The sequence below is a fragment of the Shewanella sp. GD04112 genome (assembly GCF_029835735.1).
GTDB lineage: Bacteria > Pseudomonadota > Gammaproteobacteria > Enterobacterales > Shewanellaceae > Shewanella.
The window spans coordinates 2,782,345-2,805,104 of the sequence record NZ_JAOEAL010000001.1; the positions used below are offsets into that span (position 1 = coordinate 2,782,345).

Below are 22,760 nucleotides of genomic sequence, written 5' to 3' on the forward strand. Positions count from 1 at the left end.
TGGCTATGCTATGGCTGATTTATGAGGGGATCCTTCAGTATTTAACGTATCTATATCTGAGACATTTTCTGATAGTGTTCAGGATAACCCGTGATTTCAAATAATAACCTTAAACCTTCTCTAAACGCCCCATAATCAAACTCTTTAAAATCAATAATATTCTGACCAAGTGAGTGTGATTCTCGGTTTATATATCGAATGAAAGCCTGATACTTCACTTCTTGAAGCTCTTGTTTTTGCATTACGTTGCTCAAATCTGATTTCTGCACAAAGTTAAAGAAGTATTCAACTACGTTTCTCATACAGTTTGCGATCAAAGCAGCAGGTTGATCTTTGTCATTAATCACAGACCAGTAAGATTGATAGTCATTCTGTACTTCTTCATACTTCATCTTTTCAATCGTTGTACCTTTCGTATTTTTAGATAATCGATACAGAGATTGGTTTTTTGCTCTGCGGTCGTGCTTTGAATCAACAAGTTCATAAAAGAAGTAAAGACTGTGCGTGAGGATAAAAACTTGCTCCACCCCATCACTATTGAAGAAATCGTTCTTTATTAGCTGCCCGATATTGTAAACAAAGATATGAGACAAGCTTGAAACTGGATCGTCAATTACCGCAATTTTTTTAACGTGTGCCTCATCAGCCGTTTGTTTACCTTTAAACAATTCTCGGAAGTACAAAAAGCTAATTATCATCTTTTCACCCTCGGACAGCGACAAAAAGATTGGTCCCTCTGTTCCAGTTCTTACAAGTCGATATAGGGCTTTTTCGTGCTTCTCAATATGAAAATCAGTAATCCCAATATCAACAAGGCCTTTATTGATATTTTTAATCGAATCGTCAATGTTAACTGTTTGTTTTTGTTGCTCGGTTCGTTCAGCTTCGAGTTGAACTATCTCAGTATCGACATTTTCCTTATCTGCTTTCCACTTGATTATTTTGTCATTACTGTCTTTTTTACTTGATTCATACCCTTTGATGGTCTGATCGTATTCCCAGCGAACGATTTTCCAAAACTCGTCTTTAATACGTTTCAATTCTTGCGTTGAATTAGCAATTTTTTGGTTGTGAATACCGATGCTGGCATTAACAGCATCTACATGTTTATTAAAAGAGGCAACGTGCTCACTAAGTTCTTCCAACTCAACTTTCAGGCTTGGCGTTTGCTCTTTTTTCTGAACTTTGAGTAAATTGGATTTTAATGTTCCAGCAATTGACGCATAAGACTCTGTCATTTCTGCAAGGAACTCGATAGAAAAAGGCGATGTCTTGTAGATTTCTAAATCAGTAAGAGAATCAACCATCTTTTGGTATTTGGTAAGTATTTTGCCTATATTCTGCTTACTTTCTTCATACATCTCATCAAAGTAGTCTTTGATCTGCGCGATTAACTCAGGCGTAATCGTCTTAGACTGGCAAAACGGACACGTTTCATCTTCAATATCATCAAGGTACTGCAAACCATCACTAACCCAGTCAGAGTTTTTCAACTGATTAATCAGTTTTGCGATTGGGCTATCTTCATTACCAATCACTATTTCTTTGAGTAGTTCTAATTCCTCTGGTAAAAGCTCTGACAATGAAATCTTAGGTAAGACGGTGTAAGTAGTGGCTTTATCACCATCAATTGCAGTAACTTCCTCTTTAAGCTGTTCAATCGTTTTAACTGGTTTAACGGTTGGCAAAGGGACAGAAACAAGATGATCGAATAGAACGGTTTTGTCCCCCATTAACCGTTCAAGGCAAAATTTCAGAACGCGATCACCACCAGAGTAGTTCGTCTTTATTTCCCAGGCCTTTTTTTCTGCCGTATCTTTCGCTTTCTTCAAAGCACCAATTTCTTTGTCAATGTCAGCTTGGTAGCCCTTGCTTTTTTCACTCAGTTGATCAATATCTTTCCCAAGCTGCTCTACCTTTTCCTTAGCTTCTTTGTTCTCTTTGGATAGGCTAAAAATACCATTAATAGAATCTTTGGAATAAAAGTTATCTTGAATAAACCTCTGATTATAAACAAGAACCTTACACCCATCGTTTGTGTAAGAACAGTCTTTATATTTAGGATCATCGGGCGCATAAAAGTAGTTTGAGAATGTACTTTTTCCAGTACCATTTAAGCCATAAATGATGTTTACTTTTTTATCTGTATTGAGAGTTGTTGTGTTTCGATAACTTGCTACATCACCAAGGTTTATTTGTGTAATCATATTCTGCCTTTACCAACTGGAAATTGAACTTATTAGTTATGTTGATTTGAACCAACCATTGATGCGCCACAAATATTACATCCACTTTTAGATTGAGAAAAAGTATGTCAAATCACGGCTCAGTAATTCGGTAAATTAATTATGTGTAAATTAAAAATGAAAAAAGCTTTTCGCGGAATTAACCGTGTCATGGTTAGTTAAGAATGCCATCAATACAGCAGTGTTCTTAATGGCATAAATATCATCTTAACTAACCTCCCCTATCTCAGTAAATAAGCCAAAACCAATGAACTTAATTATTCTCTGCAGATAGTTAAACGGCGAAGCGCAAATATGCCCAGTAGCGAAAGGATTAATAGGGATAAACTGCCACCGCCGCTATAACCTTGTTTATGTTCAATGGTCGCAATATGTTCTTCTTTTACGCGGGTTTTAAAGCGGGCTAATTCGGCGTCTAAGTTAGTGATCATATCGTTTACCGCTAGCTCAAAGCCTTCGGCGGATTTTTCACGTAGCACGTTGGTGACGCTCACCGCGGTTGACGTGTCGGTAAGTTGGTTGATGCCTGGCGCCCTAAACAACATTTTTGGCTGCGCATATCAAATACTGCGGTATCGACAAAGGTTTGGATCGCGTTTTCATTGCCGGGCACCATATACATGCCAACTATGGTCCAATACAGCAGTGACGCCTTATTCTCGCTGCTTTGTAACAGTTGATCGTAAGACACTAGCGCCATCACATCGACATCGTGCAAGCGGGCGACCTGCTGCAAGGTGCTAAAGCCTTTACCATTTTTAAGGTAAGTGCTGGGGATTAATTCGATACGGTCAATAAAGTCATATTTAACAAAGGATTGTTTTACTTTATCCAGCAAGGCAATTTGCGAGCTGCTGTCGAGGGCTTCGGATTGCCAATGGGTGGAAGGTAAAAAGGCGATGCCAACCGTGATGGGAAGACGCAATACCGGAATACTAGGCTGTTGCGCCTCACGTTGTTTATCGTCGGGATAGAGATATTCAACCAGACTGCTGGAAACTACGTTTTTTTCGGTGGTGTTACCGTTAAAAAAAGCACTGCAACCACCAAGCAAGATGCTAATCGATGCCAGCGCACCCACAAGCGCTATGAATTTTGTCTTCATCTGTTTCCCTACCGTATCCTTACTGCGCACAGGCCATGCAACCCGTGCATATTGCCGCTACCTTAGCGAGTCATTGCTGTAAAAACAAGCCGTTAACTTCACATATCACGCATTTGTATGGGCTTTTAAATGCTTATAAACAACAAAGCCGCATCGGAATGCGGCTTTGACTTAGATAATGACGACAATCAGTTGCGCAAATTCATCTGCTTAGGCGTATTTACGCACTTTTTTCAACGCGATTTGCTGCTTTAAGGTCGATAAATGTTCGATAAACACTTTACCGTGTAAATGGTCGATTTCGTGTTGCAAAACAATGGCTAAAAAGTCATCGGTTTCGATTTCAATCGCTTTGCCCTGTCTGTCTAAGGCGGTGACTTTGACCTTTTCAAAACGGCTCACTTTAGCGCGATAGCCAGGGATAGAAAGACAGCCTTCTTCACCCACATATTCGCCAGACTTTTCAACAATCTCTGGATTAATCAGCACTAAGGGTTGATCGCGATTTTCGGATAAATCGATCACAATCACCGCATCTGTGCTGCCCACTTGGGTAGAGGCCAGACCGATACCATCGTCGGTGTGGTACATGGTTTCGATTAAATCATCGATAAATCCCTGAATCGCTTCAATGTCTTTTACGGGTTGTGCTTTGCGCTTTAGACGCTCATCGGGAATTGTCAGAATATCGAGTACAGCCATGCCTGTTTCATCTCTTAGTGAGTCAAAAAATTTGGCGCTATTATGAACTATTCCTGTGTTTTCTCAATATTCAAAACTAAATAGTTTAATAAAAATCATTACAATCGATTTTTTAGATTTAAATTGCAACAGTATCACGCGTCCTCTGTTTCACTTAGGCGCTATTTAACGCTACACTGGCTCACCTCATTCATGGTTTTATTTGGCATCAAAAATGCGGTTCGCAAAAGATAAATCCCCACTTTATCGCTACTTAGAGCAAGATAAGGCCATTACACCAGACGAAACGAACAGCACACAAGAGACACAAAACACCCTCTCGCCGATGGCGAAGATTTGGCATATTGTCGCGATGATCCCGCCTGGCAAAGTCAGCAGTTATGGCAAGGTGGCCGATTTTGCTGGTTTACCTGGGCGTGCCCGCTATGTGTCGAAGGCGCTCAAATCGGCCCCCGAACATTTGTCACTTCCTTGGCATAGAGTACTCAACAGCCAAGGGAAAATCTCCTTCGAAAAGCATTCAGTCTCCTTTCAGGAACAGATGGAATTATTGCGTATTGAAGGCGTTACAGTGAACTGTGGCAAAGTAGACTTGTCTGAGTTTGAGTGGCAACCGGATATGGCAACCTTAGTGATGTCAATCCCCTTCTAGTTTAATATATTGATCTATAAACTGTTTACACCCGATATGACCTCAGCTATAAACAATTAAGCTTGGCAGTTCAGCCAATGGGATAAACAGTGTTTGCCGCAATCTGTTTGCGATATAAAGGAGCATTACTTGCGCACAATTCCAACGTTATTCGTGAGTCTCGCACTCACCCACAGCGTATTTGCGATGGCGGCGCCAACGCCTTTAACGCCTCAAACTGCTGAATATCAAGTTAATTATGGTGATATTGAGTTGGGTAAGGCCAAATATCAACTGCCCGCCATGGAGGATGGGATCTACAAATATCGCTTCGACAGCGATCTTAGCCTGTTATTACTGACCGATGTGCGCCATGTACTGAGTGAATTTGGCCAAGAGGGTAATCAATTATTACCAATGCGCTATTTGCATGAGCGTAAAGGTGTTGGCCCGAATTTTATCGAGCAAACCGCCTTTGCCAAGGCTCAGGGGATGATCCACACCCGTTATAAAGATGAAAAAGGTAAATTCCCCTTCGAAGGCGATATTTTCGATCCGTTAATGGTGCAGCTGCAGTTTCGTCTCGATATCAGCGCAGGTAAAGAAGTTCTTGATTATAAGATGATTAAATCTAACGAACTCGATGAGTATAAGTTCCATGTGATAGGTAAGGAGCGAATGACAATTGAGAGCGGCAGTTACGATACAGTCAAAATTGAGGTCGTGCGGGACAATAATAAACGCCAAACCTTCTTCTGGATGGCACCGGATTTAGCCTACCTCCCCGTTCGTCTAACGCACTTTGAAAAAGGCAGTAAACAGCTGGATATCAAACTACTGAATTATCATTTCGACGATGTGCCAGTTGAAGTCGTACCCGCAGCCGTTGAAGCCGCTACCGTTGAAACAGATGTTGCGACGGAGCAGAAAGTCCCTAAACTCCTAGGCACAGGCGCGAATTAAGCCTGATATACCGTAATCGCTGGTGTAAGACGGATTGAGTGCTGTCGCTGACATGCCGTAACAACGCTGCACAAAACACAAAAGGCCAAACGTGAGTGACTCCGTTTGGCCTTTTTGTTTCTGATTTAATTCCGTCAAAGTGGAATGACTACGCCCCAATTACAAGTCGATAAGCAGTTCACCTAAGCGGAACAACTTCCAATTGCCAGGTTGCATCACCTGCCAGTCTTCATTTTCGGTGAGCGGCCGAGTGGCGATGACAGTCACTACATCGTGTGGCGTGGTTTCTTTATCAAAATCAATCACGACATCGGTATCAATTAATTTTGCCTTGCCAAACGGCGCCCTGCGGGTGATGTAACACAGATTATTACTGCAATAGCTCATCAAGTATTCACCATCACTGAGGATCATATTAAACACCCCAAGGGCGCAGATTTGTTCGGCAAGCGTAGCCACAAATCGAAACACCGCTTGCATGTCCTCTGGACGACGGTCACCAAACTTGGCCGCGACTTGCTCCAGTATCCAGCAAAAAGCCAGCTCGCTGTCGGTATCGCCGACACTCTGATAACGGGACACCTGAAACTTCGCCTGATAGTCGCTTAACTGACCATTATGGGCATAGGTCCAATAACGACCCCACAACTCACGGGTAAAAGGATGAGTATTTTCAAGGGAAACACAGCCGCGATTGGCCTGACGAATATGGCTTATCACCACCTCGCTTTTAATCGGATAGGATTTGATTAATTTTGCAATGTGCGACTCACTACTCGGGCAGGCATCTTTAAACGTACGGCTGCCACGGCCCTCATAGAAAGTGATCCCCCAACCGTCGACATGGGGCCCAGTGACGCCACCACGCTGTGCTAATCCCGTAAAACTAAACACAATATCGGTCGGCACATTGGCGCTCATCGCCAGTAACTCACACATATTTCTCGCCTTTCTCAATCCAAATATCCACGGTTTTGCATTGTAACTAGTTGATGACATTTGTGGAATGATCAAAGGTGACAAAAAATTTAAACAATTGTTTGAAAAATACTTGTATTAAAACTGCCTTAGGTTTAACTTTTATGCGACACAGGTCAGACCACAAACTATAATTGTGATCGCAATCAACAAAACTCGTTATGACCTGTGATTGGCACTCGGTCATACTTAAGGAGAAATACAGTGACTACCCTACTTTGGATCATCGCCATGATCTTAGTGCTAGGAGCCCTAGCTTACCTTCGGGTATCTTTGCTCACTGCCACTATTGCAGCCGCTGTTGTGATGACAGCCGGATGGACACTCGATGTTGTTGGCCCTATCTCTTGGATTATCTTCCTGGTGATCGCGCTGCCCCTCAATATCAGTGCATTTAGACAAAATGTTATCAGTCGCCCACTGATGAAGATGTACCGTGGCATCATGCCCGAAATGTCTTCTACCGAAAAAGAAGCGATTGAAGCCGGTACCACATGGTGGGAAGCCGATCTGTTTGCGGGTAACCCGAACTGGAAAAAACTCCACAACTACCCTGTCGCTCGTTTAAGTGCCGATGAGCAAGCCTTCTTAGACGGTCCAGTTGAAGAAGTGTGCCGCATGGTGAACCAACACCAAGTATCACATCAACTGGCTGATTTGCCTGCTGAAGTATGGCAATACCTGAAAGATCACGGCTTCTTCGCCATGATCATCAAGAAAAAATACGGCGGTTTAGAGTACTCAGCCTACGCCCAATCACGCGTGCTACAAAAGCTTGCGGGTTTAAGCAGCGAGCTGGCATCCACTGTAGGTGTACCTAACTCCTTAGGCCCTGGCGAACTGTTACAACACTATGGTACGCCTGAGCAACAAAACCATTACCTGCCACGTTTAGCCAAAGGTTTAGAAGTCCCTTGTTTCGCATTAACTAGCCCTGAGGCTGGTAGCGACGCGGGTTCTATTCCTGACTTTGGTATCGTGTGTAAAGGTCAATGGGAAGGCGAAGAAGTCTTAGGTATGCGCTTAACTTGGAACAAGCGTTATATCACCCTAGCGCCAGTTGCGACTGTATTAGGTCTGGCGTTTAAACTGCGTGACCCTGATCACCTGTTAGGCGATAAAGAAGAGCTGGGCATTACCTGTGCGCTGATCCCAACTGACGTTGAAGGCGTTGAAACAGGCCGTCGTCACTTCCCGCTGAACTGTATGTTCCAAAACGGTCCAACTCGCGGTAAAGACGTATTCGTACCATTAAGCTTTATCATCGGTGGTCCAAAAATGGCTGGCCAAGGCTGGCGTATGCTGGTTGAGTGTTTGTCTGTTGGCCGTGGTATCACGCTGCCATCAAACTCTGCCGGTGGCGTAAAAACCGCAGCGCTTGCAACGGGAGCCTATGCGCGTATTCGTCGTCAATTCAAACTGCCGATTGGTAAGTTAGAAGGGATTGAAGAGCCAATGGCACGCATCGGTGGTAACGCCTACCTGATGGATGCAGTGACCTCATTAACCACCACTGGTATCGACTTAGGTGAAAAACCTTCGGTTATCTCGGCTATCGTGAAATATCACCTGACCGATCGTATGCAGAAATGCGTTATCGACGCCATGGATATCCACGGTGGTAAAGGTGTGTGTTTAGGCCCTAACAACTACCTAGGTCGTGGCTATCAAGCTGCTCCGATTGCGATTACTGTTGAAGGTGCAAACATCCTGACACGTTCGATGATCATCTATGGTCAAGGTGCAATCCGTTGTCATCCTTATGTATTGGCCGAAATGGAGTCAGCGTTTGACACAGAGTCTGGCCAAGGCTTAGCCAACTTCGATGCGGCCATCTTCGGTCACATTGGTTTTGCGACCAGTAACTTTGTCCGTAGCTTCTGGTTAGGTCTGACATCAAGCCGTTTCTCTAACGCGCCATACTCAGATAAAACCAAGCGTTATTATCAACATATGAACCGTTTCAGTGCCAACTTAGCCCTGCTGTCAGACTTAGCCATGGCAACCTTAGGCGGTAACTTAAAACGTAAAGAGCGTATTTCTGCCCGCTTAGGCGATCTGTTAAGCCAGTTATACCTCGCTTCTGCGACCTTAAAACGTTACCAAGATGAAGGCCGTCAAACCGATGATCTGCCACTGGTACAATGGGCGGTTGAAGATGCACTGTACAAGTTACAGGCTTCATTAGACGATTTACTGGATAACTTCCCTATGGGTCTAGGCGGCGTATTACGCGCCATCATGTTCCCATTCGGCCGTCCACTGAAACGTCCAAGCGATGTGTTAGACCATAAAGTGGCTAAGATCATGCAAACCCCTTGTGAAAGCCGTGATCGTTTAGGTAAAGGCCAGTTCTGGACTAACTCTGAGCACAATGCTGTGGGCATCCAAGAGCAAACGCTGAAGGATATTCTGGCTGCCGAACCTTTATTCGACAAAGTCTGTAAGGCCAGTGGCAAGCGTTTACCTTTCATGTGGTTAGATAAAGTCGCCGCTGAAGGTAAAGCCTTAGGTGTATTGAGCGACAGCGAAGTACAACTGTTGGAACGTGCCGAAATCGGCCGAATGAAGTCAATCAATGTGGATGACTTTGACCCAGCAGAGCTACGCCCTGAAGTCGTCGCAACGACGTCACAGGAACGCGCCGCTTAATCGCTAAGCTGTACTGCTAAGCCCATTTTAATAAACAAAAAGGCACTACATAGTAGTGCCTTTTTTATTTTCGCCTAGCTTAACAGGCTTATCTCTTCGCAAATACCAAGCTCACCTTAGCTAACCTTAGCCTTGCCATTATCCCTTCGCCAACGTTTCTTCCGAGGTATTGATGTTATCTTGTGCTTCAACCTCAGATTGCGATGGCTCTTCGGCCTTGATTTTCGCTTGCTGCTCAAGCCGTTGGCGCTCAGCTTCAGCTTCCTCATCGGCCTTGGCTTTCACTAGGGCCGCTTCTTCCGCCGCTTTGGCCTGTGCAGCTATCGCCTCTTGCTCGGCAATCGCCTGCTGGATTTTTGCTTCTTCAAGCGCCTCAACGGGCAATAGGCTGATTAACTCTATGCCATTGGGGAATTGGGTATCATTGCCTGAAACAATCACCACTTTGCCCTCTTTGGTCAGATACACTAACGGCAATGCCGTTTCGCCATAACGTTTACGGAAATGCTCGAAGGTGAAGTTTTCAGTTAAGTTAGTGACTTTAAGCTGCGCCCCTTTCGCCATTTGACTAGCAATTTTGGCGTAGGACACCGCATCACCAAACAAACATAATCGCTGTTTGTAAGTCTCAGATAATTGATGGCGAGCGCTGCCCTGCTCGGCATTATTAAGGCCAAAGACCTTTTTAGAACCTAACACATCTTGAAAATAAAAGGTCACCAGCGGGTTTAACTGCTTATAAGGCGACATGATCAGCACTCGGCCAATCCCAGTTAAATCCATATAGGTTTCAGCATGTTCTGAGGCAGGATTACCAAAATAGACCGGAATATTATCCATACGCGCAAGGCGAATGTTATCCCAGTTGCTATCGGCCAGTAGCACTTTGACATCTTTGCTTTTTAAGATTTTTGCCAGTTCGCGGGAAAACTTCGAGGCTCCGAAAATTAATAATCCTTGCGCCGAACCCGATGTCACTCCAAGGTATTTCGCCCAGCGGCCCGCGGTTAAACTTTGGATAACGACAGTGCCGATAATGATTAAAAATACCAAGGGCACGATGGCATCGGCGCCCTGCACATTGGTTGCCTCTAACTTAATGGCGAATAAGGAAGATACGGCCGCCGCCACAATCCCCCGCGGGGCAATCCAACATAGGAACCATTTATCGGCTCTTGAGAGTGACGTCCCTATGCCTGATACCCAAATACTGAGCGGCCGTGCAATCAGCATGGTCACGGCGAGCACTCCTACGCCGCCCCAGCCTAAATCCATCATCGCACTCGAATCGAGTCTTGCGGCTAACAAGATAAACAATGCTGAAATCAACAGCACTGTTAGCGTTTCTTTAAATTCAAGGATTTCAGCAATATCCACACCGCGCATATTCGCTAGCCAAATCCCCATCACAGTCACTGTGAGTAATCCGGACTCTTCCTGCAGTAGATTGGAGCCGACAAAAATCCCCAGCATAAGGGTTAATACTGCGGTATTACGTAAATAATGCGGCAATAAATTGCGGCGGATCACTTGGCCAATGAGGTAACCTGACGCCGCGCCTAAGCCTAAACCAAGCGTGAGCATGGAGCCTAGTGCATAGAGCACATGGCTAGTGGGGTCACCAGATACCGTAATGTATTCAAACACTAATACAGCAAGTAGCGCACCGATAGGGTCAATCACAATCCCTTCCCAGCGTAAAATGCTCGCCAGTTGCGACTTTGGCCGTACGCTGCGCAGCATAGGGACAATCACGGTCGGCCCCGTGACCACCACGAGGGCGCCAAATAACAATGCGACCTCCCAGCTAAAATTGAGCAAATAAAAGGTAGCGACACTGATACAGCCCCAGGTGATCACCATGCCGATGCTCACTAAGTGGGTCACCATGCGGCCGTGGTCTTTAATCTCTTTAAAATTGAGGGTCAATGCGCCCTCAAACAGGATCACGGCTACACCGAGTGAAATGATAGGAAACAATAAATCCCCAAAGATCTCATCGGGATTGAGCACCCCAAATGCTGGGCCTAACATCAAACCACAGAGCAATAACGGTAAAATTGCAGGTAACCTAAGCTTCCAACCAACCCATTGACAAAATAACGAAAGCACCCCGATAAGTGCTAACATCCCAGTGATTTTTTCAACCATATAACTTCCTTTAGTTGGCATGGAGTGGTCAGTATTAACCCAACCTAACACGCTTTTTTCATACAGAAAAATGAACTATTGGTGATAACAATAGCAGCAAAAAATGCAGTCCTGTAACTCGAATATGCCGATTGACAGCGAATATTCAGCTTTCAGTAGAAATAAAGGGGTAACAAGAAACAATACCTTAGGCATTAGGTAAAGGTATTAAGCAGAAATACAGAGGCAAATACTCTGAAAAGATAGATAGAAAAAAGCCCCATCTTCCGATGAGGCTTATTCTATTTGGCGGAGCGGACGGGACTCGAACCCGCGACCCCCGGCGTGACAGGCCGGTATTCTAACCAACTGAACTACCGCTCCAAACTTTTATTATACCGCTACTAGAGCACTATAATTTTAACTTTCAATAACTTGACTGGCGGAGCGGACGGGACTCGAACCCGCGACCCCCGGCGTGACAGGCCGGTATTCTAACCAACTGAACTACCGCTCCACTCAAGTTGCGGTGAATGATACGGTTGAGCGTTCGAAGCGTCAACCGTTTTTTTCACTCAATTGCATCGTTTAGTTAAAATTTCGCCAAACTTAACAAAACCCCATGATAAATGAACAAAATATCTTCAAACTGGCGTCTAAAACGCCTGACTGTTGACCGTTGATTTAGCGGCGATGATCCGGCTCATCTGGCATGGTCAAATCAATCTCATCGAGCGATGGCGCCTCTGGCTTATTCTGCCCTGCTTCATCTAACATCCGTTGCTCTGCGGCGGCCAGTGCCTGCGCAAGACTTTGACGCTTACGCCAGACTATCAGCCCCACAACCCCAAGCAGTAGTAACACAGCATTGATGGTAATGATCCAAAACAGTGCATCCTGTTTTGCCACTGCTTCTTCTTCAGCGGCCTTTTGCGCTGCAACCGCAGCTAACTCCTCGGCACTCGGTGGCGGTTCGGGTGGCTGCACTAAGTTAAAGAAGAGTTCTGGCAAATCGAGCAGGATTTCACGGCCTGTGACTGTGGTGGTCGCCACAGTACCTTTAATTCGATAACTGCCAAACTCAGTCACAGGCGGTATTGGCAGTTCAGTGTCGCTCTCTTTAAGCCCATGAACGACTAGGGGAAGTTGCAAACCTGCTGGTCCAACAAGCTCGAATGAAAAATGGGTTTCAGCCAGTTGCAGCACACTGCTATCAGCGTGCAGCATTATTTTCCATCGCCCCGTTAACGGATCATCAGGGGTGATCACCTCTGCATTCACAGGGCGTGGCGATAAGGTAAAGGGAAAAGAAACCTGTCGTTCAAACACATTATTACGGGCTTGGACCACAAAGTCGTACTCGCCCCAGGGCTGTTTTAGATTGATATCACTGGTAAACATGCCATCATCGGGTCTTTCATCGAACTTTTCGCCATTATCTTTGTAAGAGCCGACGATAATGTCACCGGCGGCAAAGTTTTCATCCCCGGCGCGATGTTTACTCACAAAATGCGCGGTCCACTCGACAAGATAATCGAGCCCCGGCATGCGCACACGCTCCGCATCCCCCATCAATTGAGCAACGACTTTGGTTTCTTCACCTTGGAATAACGGCTGTGGCAGTTGCTGTACTTCAATCTCAAGCTTAGAGACTCGCTTAAGTTGCGAGCCTGGCACTACCTTACCCACCAGCTGCCAAGGGCCAGGCTGAGGCGACTCGATATATATAATGTCGCCAGTAATGCCATCGACCCATTTAACCGTTTCAGGGTGACGATTGGCGTACCACTTGCTGCCATCGGGCAATACGATGACCACTGGCGCAGAGCCGTACTCCCGCTGGATCAACAGCGTCATGCTGCTGACCATATGATCCACCCGAAAGCGATTTTTAAGCTCAGAGGCGGTATCGACGGGGACTACTTTTCGAGTCACTGGCTTGGTCGGTTTGGCTTGATTCGGCTTAGCATCAACTGGCTTTTCGGCGCTCGCTTTCACGTCAGCGGGTTTATCTGTACTCGTTTTAGCCTCAGTGACTTTTGGCTCACTGACTTTGAGCTCACTAACCTTAGACGCACTGACTTGAGCATCATTGGGTTTAGCGGCACTGGGCTGCGCCTCTTGGGCCTTTGACGCCATATTGGCGGGCGACTGAGCGGTATTAACGGCAGGTTCGGCATCGGCCGCCAGCAAAGAGGTGCTCAAGCAGAGACCGCCGAGCACTAACGTGGTATTCAGTAGGGATTTTCGCAGCGACATCGTCATAGGCAATAAATTATCCTCTCCAGAGGCATTTTCCTGATTTTGCGACTAAATCAAGACGCTTTTCATGCATAACGAGTTCATCGGCCGATGCGCTGATCACTTTAAGATTAAGTGATGCGGGATCAAAGCGTTGGATGCCCCCCGCCTCTTGACCGACTTCATCGTTGGAGAGATTGAACTTGGTCTGTCCGCCTGTCATCGCCAAATACACATCGGCTAAGATCTCGGCGTCGAGTAATGCTCCGTGGTACAGGCGGCGGGAGTTATCGATACCGTAGCGCTTACACAGGGCGTCTAAGTTGTTCTTTTGGCCGGGATGCAAAAATTTTGCGATATCGAGGGAGTCTAAGATCTCACAGATTTCACTGGTCTTTGGCCCTAATGGCTGCAACAGCGAAAATTCATGGTCCATAAAGCTCACGTCGAAGTTTGCGTTATGGGCCACAATTTCGGCGCCACTGATAAAATCGATAAATTCCTGCGCTATCTGATGGAACCTAGGCTCATTGGCAACGCGCTCATCGGTGATGCCGTGAACCGCAATCGCTTCTGGGTCAATCGCTTGGCCGGGATTGATATATTGATGGAAATAACGGCCCGTTAAACGGCGGTTGATCACCTCAACGCACCCTATCTCAATAATTCTGTGGCCTAAATACACTGCACCACTGCCTTGGTTCATACCCGTGGTTTCAGTATCCAAAATAACCTGACGGCTTGCGTTTGAGATAATATTCATACTTTTATGCGCTTCTTATGACATTTTTTGGTTATACTCGGCCGGTATTTACGCTGCGGATAACCATTTGATGACTGAACTAAAACTGATCCACATCTTCACCGATGGCTCTTGCTTAGGCAACCCTGGCCCCGGTGGCTATGGCATTGTAATGAATTATAAGGGCCATACAAAGGAGATGTCCGATGGTTTTGCCTTGACGACCAATAATCGCATGGAATTATTAGCCCCCATCGTCGCCCTCGAGGCGTTAAAAGAGCCTTGCAAGGTCATTTTAACCAGCGATAGCCAATATATGCGCCAAGGGATCACCACCTGGATCCATGGCTGGAAGAAAAAAGGCTGGATGACCTCGAATCGTACGCCAGTGAAAAATGTTGATCTCTGGAAACGTTTAGACAAAGCCGCCCAACTCCATCAAATTGATTGGCGTTGGGTGAAAGGCCACGCCGGACACCCTGAAAACGAGCGCTGCGATCAACTCGCCCGCGCCGCCGCTGAAGCGAGCCCTACCCAAGTCGATGAAGGCTATCAGCCTGAGTCCTAAAACTGGCCCTCATTTCGGCGCTAAACGTTGCGCCGATCACTCCCGAGATAAATGGAAAAAATTACCGCAAAACTGCACAAAGGCTAGGCCTAATGACGTGGCTTGGCGGCTCTTGTGGGTAATCCGATAAAACTGTCGCTCTAGCACTAGGCCTTCAATGGTTACCAGTGCCAGCTCTTTTCGGCTGATGTCTTTATCCAGCGCCAACTCCGAGAGCACGCCCAGTCCAGCGCCTTGTTTTACTGCAAGCTTAATGGCATCGGGCGTGGTAAAGCAGAATTTCGCCTCAGGCTGCATGCCTAATTCATTGGCTGCATTGACAAAATATTCACGCGTGCCCGAGCCTTCCTCCCTTAATACCCAGGATTGGCCTTTGACCGCCGCGGGTTTAACCGTCTGCCCCGCAAGGGGATGCGCGGGATGACAAAAGACGAGTAGCCTGTCCTTATGCCAAGGCTCAATATTCAAGCGATTATCGGTGCAATGTCCTTCGATAAACCCCATTTCGGCGCGAAATTGCGCGACCGATTGGATCACTTCTTGGGTATTGGTAATGGCCACATCCACATGGGTCTGCGTATGTTGCTGACAAAAGGCCACCGCCGCTTTTGCTAACAAATAGTTACCAATAGTGGAACTAGCACTCACGCTTAAATGCCCGACTAAATCACCGTCTTGGCGCGTGAACGCTTGCTCGATTTGCTCGACTCGATGTAACAAGTCCGTCGCCAGTGGCAACAACAAATTCCCTTGGGAGTTGAGCTGTAATCGATTGCCAATCCGCTCAAATAAACGGGCATTGAGCTGTTTTTCTAATTCGGCCAAGGCCATGGAGGTCGCAGGCGGCGATAGATTAACTTGCTCTGCCGCTTTTGCCACTTGCCCACTGCGTGCAACGGCTTCAAATACCGCAAGTTGCCTTAAGGTTATTCGCATAACAGACTCATTAATGAATGAAATTATTTGGTATGTTCGGATAAATGCCCGGTTCGACCCGCGCTCGGGGCTGTGGTCCAATTCGGCTGTAATACTTTACGTTTGTCGCGGATGGGCGTTAATGGCGACTCTAATTTACGTGCCACAATCAAATATAAGCTGCCCGCACTGGGTAGCCATGAGGCCAAGGTTTGCTGCATAAAACGGCCATCATTAAACTCACCAATTAACGGGTGGTAGACTAAACGTTCATCGCTGACCACTTGATAGCCTAATAAGCCTAACCAGTCTCGCACTCGAGAGGGCATAAAAAAACGCCCGCACCAGGGTAGATTGTCCTGAAATTTTGGCCATAACTTACCGAGAAACACTGGGCTTAGGGGATTAAAGCCCACGATAAATAAGTAGCCGCCGGCGATCAGTACCCTGTCGGTTTCCCGCAGGATACGGTAAGGATCTGCCTCAAATTCAAGCAGCAGGCTCATCAGCACCGCATCGATCACCCCATTCTGTAGGGGTAAATGGCAAAAATCGCCAATTAACGAGGCATTGGGTTCTGAGCACAGTGAGAAATGGTGGGCAACGGGGGATGCCATGCTCGAGAGATCGGCGCTTAAGGGACCGAGTTTGAGTAGATGATAGCCAAACACCCTTGGCCACCAATCGGCAAGCTTATCGGAAACGGCTTGTTGGAGTGCAGGACCATTGGGCAAATCGTCCCATTGCTCGGGTTTGCGCATAGAACTGTTATACGACACAAGTCTCCTCCCTTCCCGTTACCCATGTGCTTAATGCAAATCATCCATCTTGCCCATTACCGCTTTGGCGTTTGCCATGAGCAATTGTCATGGGCAATCGCAACAGTCGCCAAGTGAGCCCCTCTTATGGATAATAACCTTATCTTCAAAACGAAATACAGCGATCGGCGGTGCTATGCTCACTATAACAGCGATTAATGCCTTTAATGACAATTATATCTGGGTGTTGCGACAAGACTCCCAGCAAGCCGTGTATGTGGTTGACCCAGGTGATGCCAATGTCGTGCTCGACTACTTGCACGCCCAGCGACTCTCGTTAGCGGGTATTTTGATCACCCATCACCATAGGGACCACACGGGTGGGATCGCCGCCCTAACGGACCACGTAAAACAGACCACAGGCCATGACTTAGCGGTTTATGGTCCACAAAGTGAAGATATTCAAGGCATCAATCAGCCAATTGAGCCAACGCTGAGTGATTCACTCACTCTGCCTTTTATTGACGCGCCAGTGCGTATCCTGTCCGTTCCTGGTCATACGGCTGGGCATATTGCCTATCTGGTTGATGACGCATTATTTTGCGGTGATACCCTCTTTAGCGCAGGTTGCGGCCGCTTATTTGAGGGCACACCAAGCCAAATGTGGCAATCCTTAAGTCTGCTCGCGGCGCTGCCCGATGAAACCCGAGTCTACTGCGCCCATGAATACACTTTATCAAATCTGAAGTTTGCCCAAACGGTCGATACTGATAATGAAGCGCTTAACGCCTATGTGGAGGAAGCAAGCACCCTTCGTGCCCAAGGCAAAGCCACCATTCCCTCCACGATCGGATTGGAGCGAGCCATTAATCCCTTTCTGCGCCCTTTGTCGCCCACCATAGTCAACAGCATAAAAAATCAGTTTTGTGATCAAGATCTGACTAAAGCAGATGAACTGACCTGTTTTACCCTACTCAGGCAGTGGAAAGATATTTTTTAGTAAAAAACGATCTATTTATGGCTGAAATTTATACAGTTTTTCCCACTTTTGATGATGTAAATCAAAAGTGACCCTACAAGATGTACGATAATTTAGGGACAAGATCAAAAAGATCCCATAGAATGGCTCGTTTTTGCGTGAATACTTTGCGCTCTGTGTTGCCACTATTTACATAATAATCAATTTGTTAGCTCAATGAGGCTCGATGAGATTGTGCAGTGGCAATGCACTAACAGAGGACTATCGTTTTCCATGAGAGTATCACTTTATGTTGTAGCAGGGGGATTTGCCCTGCTCACAGGTTGTCAGACTTTAGACAACCATCAGGTGACCAAACCTGAAGCTGAAACCGTCACAACTGAAAATACCGTCCCACAGTATTATCTCGCAACCGAACCTGAGTCGGCGCAAATTACTGATGTATGGGAGCGAATTCGTCAAGGAATGCAACTCCCCGTTCCTGACAAAAAATTAGTTAACTATTATCGCGATTGGTACATCAAGAACCCCAAACACCTCGAAGTGATTTCTGAGCGTGCGGCGCCTTACATGTATTTGATCGTCGAAGAGCTTGAAAAGCGCCATCTCCCCATTGAGATCGCGTTGCTGCCGATTATCGAAAGCGCCTTCGATCCCAGTGCATCCTCAGCCAGTGCCGCCTCAGGGCTTTGGCAATTTACAACCCCAATGGCCAGCCATTTTGGGTTAGAGATGAACTGGTGGTACGACGGCCGTCGCGATGTGCCCGCCTCCACGGTGGCCGCGTTGGACATGCTCGAATACCTGTATGACAAAACCAATAATAATTGGCTTTATGCGATTGCAGCTTACAACTCGGGCGAGTCTCGCGTCCTCAATGCGATTAAACGCAATGAAGATAAAGGCCTTAAAACCGATTTTTGGTCACTGGATCTGCCAAAAGAGACTGAGCGTTATGTGCCACAATTGTTGGCCCTCGCCGAAGTGATTAAACATGCCGACGAATACGGCATTACGCTAGCGCCAATTGACAACAGCCCTTCTATTGAAGTGGTTGATATCGATAGCCAAATTGACTTGGCCATGGCGGCTGGGCTCGCCAATATGACGACCCATGAGCTATTAAAACTCAATCCTGGATACAACCGCTGGGCCACTGCACCGACGGGACCCCATACGCTGGTATTGCCGATTGATAAGTCAGAAGAGTTTAAAAAAGCACTGGCCGAAACCGAGAGTGAAGCCCGTGTGAGTTGGCTCAGATACACCATTAAATCCGGTGACAGTATCGGTGCCATTGCCAAGAAACACCATACCACAGTCAATGCGATCCGTGCGGCTAATGGTATGAAAAATAACAATATCGTTGCGGGTAGACACCTAATTATTCCGGTCTCTGCCGACGATAAACAGCTGTATGCCATGTCAACCAGCCAGAAGTTACCTAAAAAAGCGGCAACTTCAACCTCTGGCAATAAGTTGACTTACCAAGTGAAATCCGGCGATACCCTATGGCAAATCGCGCAGAATCATAAGGTATCGGTGAAACAGCTCACCGCTTGGAACCATTTAAACAAAGACAGTAAATTGCAGATGGGCCAAAAACTGACCATCGTTGCGCCGCCAACCCAAGCGGAAGCGGAGCAGATTCGCACCGTCAGCTACAAGGTGAAATCTGGCGACTCCTTAGCGCGCATTGCCAGCAAGTTTAAAGTGACGGTTGCCGAGCTGCTCGAGTGGAATAGCTTAACCTCATCGCAATACATTCAACCCGGCCAAGTGTTAAAGCTGGTGGTGGATGAAAGCAATTTAAATGCGTGATGTTTAGTACTTAGCGACATAGCTGCTTAGATATTGAGTTAAGCCCATTAATCTGTACAAAAGCAGTGCAGGTTCGGCAAGCATTAAACACTTAAGCCTTTTAATAGGGCAAACAAAAAGGCAGTAACACTTGGTTACTGCCTTTTTTATTCGCAAGATCCGTCCAAAATCCCCTCGAGACTTGTACTTCGAGCCTGCTGTCTTTCAATCTGCAATGTTAAATACACAGTAGTTTGCAAGAATGGCGCTATGTTTAGCAACCGCTACTCGAGGGTGAGCAAGTACACCACGGGCGCCATTGCTGGCAATTCACTCTCCAGCGCCTTAGCGGCAAATTGCGCCTCAAGATGGGCTCCTTCATTTGGGATCCCAGCCAAGGCTTTTGCCGGGATCGCAAACCTGACCACCAGCTCCTCACCAGCCGCTAACTGAGTATCACGCAGGGCTTGAGTAAACATCATATCGTCAGACCAAGCCCAAAGACGCTTTCCTTGCACTGTGGTCAGTAGCAAATCGGCTGTCATGCCCGAGTGATAACGCAGTGCAACCGCCTGAGTCGAGGGATTGCGAACCGTTAATGTCGCCTTAAGGGGTTGTTTAAAATCCACAAAAGCATCGAGGGAAAGCGTACCAGTGAGCAAAGCCTGAGACTGATTGTTCGAAACCTGTTCCACTTTTAAGCTGGATTTTGCTTCAATTCCCTGTAGTTTGGCCGCTAAATCGGCGGTCTGTACCACTTCAGGTTGTTTCGCCGCCTCGGTACGAATATCCGTTTTTGGCGGATTAGGCTGGGCCTGCGGGGCAAAGCAGCCAAACAGCTGCCCCGCCACCAATGCCATCCCAAGTGGGCGCGCAATGCGTGTTAATGTCTGCTTAGGTCGACGCTTGCTAGCAGAAACATGCTTAGCGATGTGTTTTCCCATGCCTAAAAACCACCGAGTTTTTTCAGTAGGGAGTCCTTTAATTTATCCTTGGCTTTATCCGTTTCTTCCTTCAACTGATTGTTCAGCAGCGCTTGGGTATCTAAGGCATACTCAGGTTTTTGGAAGGTGCCGGTGATCGCCAGTGGAATATCAATGCCAGCCAATGCATCTTTCTCGCTACCGCCCTGACCTTTGAGGGAATTGACTAAGGTCGTGGTCAATCGGTAATCCAAGCCTTCGGTCAACAGGTTTGCACTGCCTTTACCCGCCACCCGTAATAGCGGTGATGACATGGCAAGATCAGGATTTGTCGCTACACCGTTTTCTAGGCTGAAGTTACCCGTCAAGCTCGAGAAGTCGGTTTTACGCTCTTCTTTGGTGTCGGCAGACATGTCACCTTTTAACTTGGCCTGAGCACTACGGATCATTTGTGGAATATTCACCCCGTAAAGGGCACCGTCGGTAATATCAAAACGGCCATTAGCAAGTAGGTTTTTCTTCAACTGCTCTGGAATTAAACTCTTACCTTTACCCTTAACGTTGAAATTGGCCGTACCTGCTAGGATTTCCAGCTCAGCGGCATCCTTAAGTAATGGACGAATTTGTACACCCGAGATTTGCTTATCAAATTGGTAACTGGCAACTTTTGAGCGGGCATCAACTTGCGCATTGAGCATCAATTTACCTTGGTAAAGATCCGCCGTCAGTTGCTTAAGATCAACCACACCATTCTTAATGCCTAAATCCATCAACCAGTTCTGCGTTGACAGGTTCGCCACCTTGATGGATTTCACAGCCAATGTCAGTTTGGCATCTAAGCCATTGAGCGCGGTAAGATCTGGCTCAACCGCCTGAGTCTGTGAAGGCGTGGCAGCGGCTTGTTTTTCCGCCGTATCCGATTTTGGCAATAAGGCATCGAGGTCAATGTCACCCACTTGCAAATCCGCGTTAATTTGCGGCACTTTACCGCCGTAATTCACCGCCAACTTTCCCGCTGCATTGATATCCATCGCCGTTAATTTACTGATGTCCGCCGACAACTGCTTTTTATCTAATGCGATTTGACTATTTAGACTAACCTCTGCGGTCAGTTTTTTATTGGGGATCCCCTCGCCTTCAACTTGAGTCTCAATATCCAACTTCTCAATCACCAGCTGATTAAAATCATGGCTTAACTTGATTTGTCCTTCGCCTTTACTGCTTACAGTCATATCAGGTAGGGTCGCGGCGAATTCGTAGGCCATAGGTGCAAATTTATCGAGTGAAAATGCCCCCAGTGTAAATTGCTTCAAGGTTAAGGTTTGGGTTTGTCCCTTGGCTTCATCAATCAAATTGATTTCGGTATTGGTAATCGAAACGCCGCCCACATCAATGCTGGTTAATTGTGCTTTGGCGCTTGGCTCGGCAGGCGTTGCGGTTTTTTCTGCGCCCTTGCCCGTTAAGCCATCGAGGCTCGAACTGCCATTTTTACGGGTGACCAGATTGATTTTTGCACCATCAAGGCTTAGCTGCGCGATTTCAATTTGCTTGCTAAACAGTGGCATAAGCTCGACTTCTGCCACAGCTTTATTCACTTCAAGCATAGATTTGGGTGTAAATCCCTCGGGATTAGAGAGTGAAATCCCCCCTAGATTAATCCCAACCGTCGGGAAAAATGTCCACGACAAATCATCACCGATGACAAGCTCACGCCCAGTCTGCTTTTTAACGGCGTTGACAATTTCTGGTTTAAAATCATTAGGGTCGAAAAATACGGTGAGATATAAGGTGACTGCAACCACTAAGGTCACCAGAAGAGCTAAAAGCCACTTAATGAATTTCATAGAAACATCCTTATCAATAACATCTTGAATTTTTGATAACACTTAACTTAGAAAGGCAAAATTTAATGACGCCTCGCTCACGGCAATGCCATTCTCATCGGCATAAAGCATCATGCCGGGTTTTACTGTCACAGCGCCAAACTCAATCGGCACATCGATTTGGCCTTGGTTTAATTTTTCGGTCTTGATGGGCATTGCCCCTAATGCATAGACGCCAAGATTAAAAGTAGAAAGCCTTGCCACATCACGGACATAGCCATTAATCACCACACCTTGCCAACCGTTATCAAGGGCACTTTGCGCGATCAAATCCCCTAGTAACGCTCGCCGGGGTGATCCGCCACCATCAACGACCAATACTTTTCCATGACCGGGCTGGGCCAGCACTTCTTTCACTTTGGAGTTATCTTCAAAACATTTGACCGTTACAACTTCACCCCAAAACAAACGCTTACCACCAAAACTGCAAAATTCGAGCGGTAACAGCGACAGTTTTGTAGGGTAGTGATCGAACAAATCAGGCAATAGATCAAGCATTTGGATCTCCGCGAAGTGAAAAGTTTAGACTAACCATTATTGTAGA

At 46.5% G+C, this 22,760-nt stretch carries 17 protein-coding genes, 2 tRNA genes and 1 pseudogene; 6 read left to right on the plus strand and 14 right to left on the minus strand.

Annotated elements, in window-relative coordinates; translation table 11 throughout:
- Window positions 1–50: 50 nt before the first annotated feature.
- From N7386_RS12320 to def, 3 genes and pseudogenes are all read right to left on the minus strand, one after another.
- Window positions 51–2,207, minus strand: coding sequence for an AAA family ATPase (locus N7386_RS12320; RefSeq protein WP_279768741.1), 2,157 nt, complete (start codon window positions 2,205–2,207; stop codon window positions 51–53).
- Window positions 2,208–2,503: 296 nt separating this feature from the next.
- Window positions 2,504–3,351, minus strand: a pseudogene (rhlP, locus tag N7386_RS12325) (rhombotarget lipoprotein).
- A gap of 210 nt (window positions 3,352–3,561) precedes the next feature.
- The gene (gene def / locus N7386_RS12330) at window positions 3,562–4,053 is read right to left on the minus strand and encodes a peptide deformylase (protein ID WP_011626351.1); all 492 of its coding nucleotides are present in this window, start codon (window positions 4,051–4,053) and stop codon (window positions 3,562–3,564) included.
- 214 nt (window positions 4,054–4,267) lie between these two features.
- Here def and N7386_RS12335 point away from each other — a divergent pair, with 214 nt between their 5' ends.
- Window positions 4,268–4,705, plus strand: coding sequence for an MGMT family protein (locus N7386_RS12335; protein WP_279768743.1), 438 nt, complete (start codon window positions 4,268–4,270; stop codon window positions 4,703–4,705).
- 129 nt (window positions 4,706–4,834) lie between these two features.
- On the plus strand, window positions 4,835–5,647 hold the full coding sequence (locus N7386_RS12340) for a DUF3108 domain-containing protein (protein ID WP_279768746.1): 813 nt from the start codon (window positions 4,835–4,837) through the stop codon (window positions 5,645–5,647).
- Between the two features lie 159 nt (window positions 5,648–5,806).
- Here N7386_RS12340 and N7386_RS12345 read toward each other — a convergent pair whose 3' ends face one another.
- A complete protein-coding gene (locus tag N7386_RS12345; protein WP_279768748.1) occupies window positions 5,807–6,586 on the minus strand; it encodes a class II glutamine amidotransferase in 780 nt (259 codons plus the stop codon).
- A gap of 243 nt (window positions 6,587–6,829) precedes the next feature.
- On the opposite strand from N7386_RS12345, the gene fadE reads away from it, so the two are divergent.
- On the plus strand, window positions 6,830–9,277 hold the full coding sequence (gene fadE, locus N7386_RS12350; RefSeq protein WP_248968403.1) for an acyl-CoA dehydrogenase FadE: 2,448 nt from the start codon (window positions 6,830–6,832) through the stop codon (window positions 9,275–9,277).
- A gap of 138 nt (window positions 9,278–9,415) precedes the next feature.
- On the opposite strand, the gene N7386_RS12355 is transcribed toward fadE, so the two are convergent.
- The 5 genes from N7386_RS12355 to dnaQ all read right to left on the minus strand — a co-directional run bounded on the left by N7386_RS12355 (window position 9,416) and on the right by dnaQ (window position 14,411).
- Entirely contained in the window at window positions 9,416–11,428 is a 2,013-nt protein-coding gene (locus tag N7386_RS12355) for a sodium:proton antiporter (protein WP_279768752.1), read from the minus strand.
- Between the two features lie 286 nt (window positions 11,429–11,714).
- Window positions 11,715–11,791 (minus strand) — tRNA-Asp (locus tag N7386_RS12360).
- Between the two features lie 56 nt (window positions 11,792–11,847).
- Window positions 11,848–11,924, minus strand: a tRNA-Asp gene (locus N7386_RS12365).
- A gap of 167 nt (window positions 11,925–12,091) precedes the next feature.
- Window positions 12,092–13,672: a TIGR03503 family protein gene (locus N7386_RS12370; protein ID WP_279771013.1), complete on the minus strand. Its 1,581-nt coding sequence runs from the start codon at window positions 13,670–13,672 to the stop codon at window positions 12,092–12,094.
- Between the two features lie 10 nt (window positions 13,673–13,682).
- Window positions 13,683–14,411 carry a DNA polymerase III subunit epsilon gene (gene dnaQ, locus N7386_RS12375; RefSeq protein WP_011717296.1) on the minus strand — a complete coding sequence of 243 codons (729 nt, stop codon included), beginning with the start codon at window positions 14,409–14,411 and terminating at the stop codon, window positions 13,683–13,685.
- Window positions 14,412–14,481: 70 nt separating this feature from the next.
- Between dnaQ and rnhA the strand changes: the two genes are divergently transcribed.
- Window positions 14,482–14,958 carry a ribonuclease HI gene (rnhA, locus tag N7386_RS12380; RefSeq protein WP_011717297.1) on the plus strand — a complete coding sequence of 159 codons (477 nt, stop codon included), beginning with the start codon at window positions 14,482–14,484 and terminating at the stop codon, window positions 14,956–14,958.
- 36 nt (window positions 14,959–14,994) lie between these two features.
- On the opposite strand, the gene N7386_RS12385 is transcribed toward rnhA, so the two are convergent.
- Both N7386_RS12385 and N7386_RS12390 read right to left on the minus strand, forming a co-directional pair.
- Complete coding sequence (locus N7386_RS12385; protein WP_011717298.1) at window positions 14,995–15,894, minus strand: LysR substrate-binding domain-containing protein; 900 nt, start codon at window positions 15,892–15,894, stop codon at window positions 14,995–14,997.
- 23 nt (window positions 15,895–15,917) lie between these two features.
- Window positions 15,918–16,652: a class I SAM-dependent methyltransferase gene (locus N7386_RS12390; protein WP_011717299.1), complete on the minus strand. Its 735-nt coding sequence runs from the start codon at window positions 16,650–16,652 to the stop codon at window positions 15,918–15,920.
- 175 nt (window positions 16,653–16,827) lie between these two features.
- Here N7386_RS12390 and gloB point away from each other — a divergent pair, with 175 nt between their 5' ends.
- Together gloB and N7386_RS12400 are read left to right on the plus strand one after the other, a co-directional pair.
- Window positions 16,828–17,631: a hydroxyacylglutathione hydrolase gene (gene gloB, locus N7386_RS12395; protein WP_011717300.1), complete on the plus strand. Its 804-nt coding sequence runs from the start codon at window positions 16,828–16,830 to the stop codon at window positions 17,629–17,631.
- A 252-nt stretch (window positions 17,632–17,883) separates the two neighbouring features.
- Window positions 17,884–19,431, plus strand: coding sequence for a LysM peptidoglycan-binding domain-containing protein (locus tag N7386_RS12400; protein WP_011717301.1), 1,548 nt, complete (start codon window positions 17,884–17,886; stop codon window positions 19,429–19,431).
- Between the two features lie 263 nt (window positions 19,432–19,694).
- Here N7386_RS12400 and N7386_RS12405 read toward each other — a convergent pair whose 3' ends face one another.
- The 3 genes from N7386_RS12405 to N7386_RS12415 are packed head-to-tail and all read right to left on the minus strand — an operon-like array spanning window position 19,695 to window position 22,714.
- Window positions 19,695–20,354 carry a BsuPI-related putative proteinase inhibitor gene (locus N7386_RS12405; protein WP_011717302.1) on the minus strand — a complete coding sequence of 220 codons (660 nt, stop codon included), beginning with the start codon at window positions 20,352–20,354 and terminating at the stop codon, window positions 19,695–19,697.
- 2 nt (window positions 20,355–20,356) lie between these two features.
- Window positions 20,357–22,177 carry an AsmA family protein gene (locus tag N7386_RS12410; protein WP_279768764.1) on the minus strand — a complete coding sequence of 607 codons (1,821 nt, stop codon included), beginning with the start codon at window positions 22,175–22,177 and terminating at the stop codon, window positions 20,357–20,359.
- Between the two features lie 42 nt (window positions 22,178–22,219).
- Entirely contained in the window at window positions 22,220–22,714 is a 495-nt protein-coding gene (locus tag N7386_RS12415) for a putative 4-hydroxy-4-methyl-2-oxoglutarate aldolase (protein WP_279768766.1), read from the minus strand.
- Between the last annotated feature and the right edge of the window lie 46 nt (window positions 22,715–22,760).

Bases quoted from the DNA above. Each gene is read 5' to 3' on its own strand.
- N7386_RS12385 (WP_011717298.1), bottom strand. From the start codon at position 15,894: ATGCGAATAACCTTAAGGCAACTTGCGGTATTTGAAGCCGTTGCACGC.
- N7386_RS12335 (WP_279768743.1), top strand. From the start codon at position 4,268: ATGCGGTTCGCAAAAGATAAATCCCCACTTTATCGCTACTTAGAGCAA.
- N7386_RS12400 (WP_011717301.1), top strand. From the start codon at position 17,884: ATGAGAGTATCACTTTATGTTGTAGCAGGGGGATTTGCCCTGCTCACA.
- rnhA (WP_011717297.1), top strand. From the start codon at position 14,482: ATGACTGAACTAAAACTGATCCACATCTTCACCGATGGCTCTTGCTTA.
- N7386_RS12370 (WP_279771013.1), bottom strand. From the start codon at position 13,672: ATGACGATGTCGCTGCGAAAATCCCTACTGAATACCACGTTAGTGCTC.
- N7386_RS12320 (WP_279768741.1), bottom strand. From the start codon at position 2,207: ATGATTACACAAATAAACCTTGGTGATGTAGCAAGTTATCGAAACACA.
- N7386_RS12415 (WP_279768766.1), bottom strand. From the start codon at position 22,714: ATGCTTGATCTATTGCCTGATTTGTTCGATCACTACCCTACAAAACTG.
- def (WP_011626351.1), bottom strand. From the start codon at position 4,053: ATGGCTGTACTCGATATTCTGACAATTCCCGATGAGCGTCTAAAGCGC.
- N7386_RS12405 (WP_011717302.1), bottom strand. From the start codon at position 20,354: ATGGGAAAACACATCGCTAAGCATGTTTCTGCTAGCAAGCGTCGACCT.
- N7386_RS12345 (WP_279768748.1), bottom strand. From the start codon at position 6,586: ATGTGTGAGTTACTGGCGATGAGCGCCAATGTGCCGACCGATATTGTG.
- N7386_RS12355 (WP_279768752.1), bottom strand. From the start codon at position 11,428: ATGGTTGAAAAAATCACTGGGATGTTAGCACTTATCGGGGTGCTTTCG.
- N7386_RS12410 (WP_279768764.1), bottom strand. From the start codon at position 22,177: ATGAAATTCATTAAGTGGCTTTTAGCTCTTCTGGTGACCTTAGTGGTT.
- gloB (WP_011717300.1), top strand. From the start codon at position 16,828: ATGCTCACTATAACAGCGATTAATGCCTTTAATGACAATTATATCTGG.
- dnaQ (WP_011717296.1), bottom strand. From the start codon at position 14,411: ATGAATATTATCTCAAACGCAAGCCGTCAGGTTATTTTGGATACTGAA.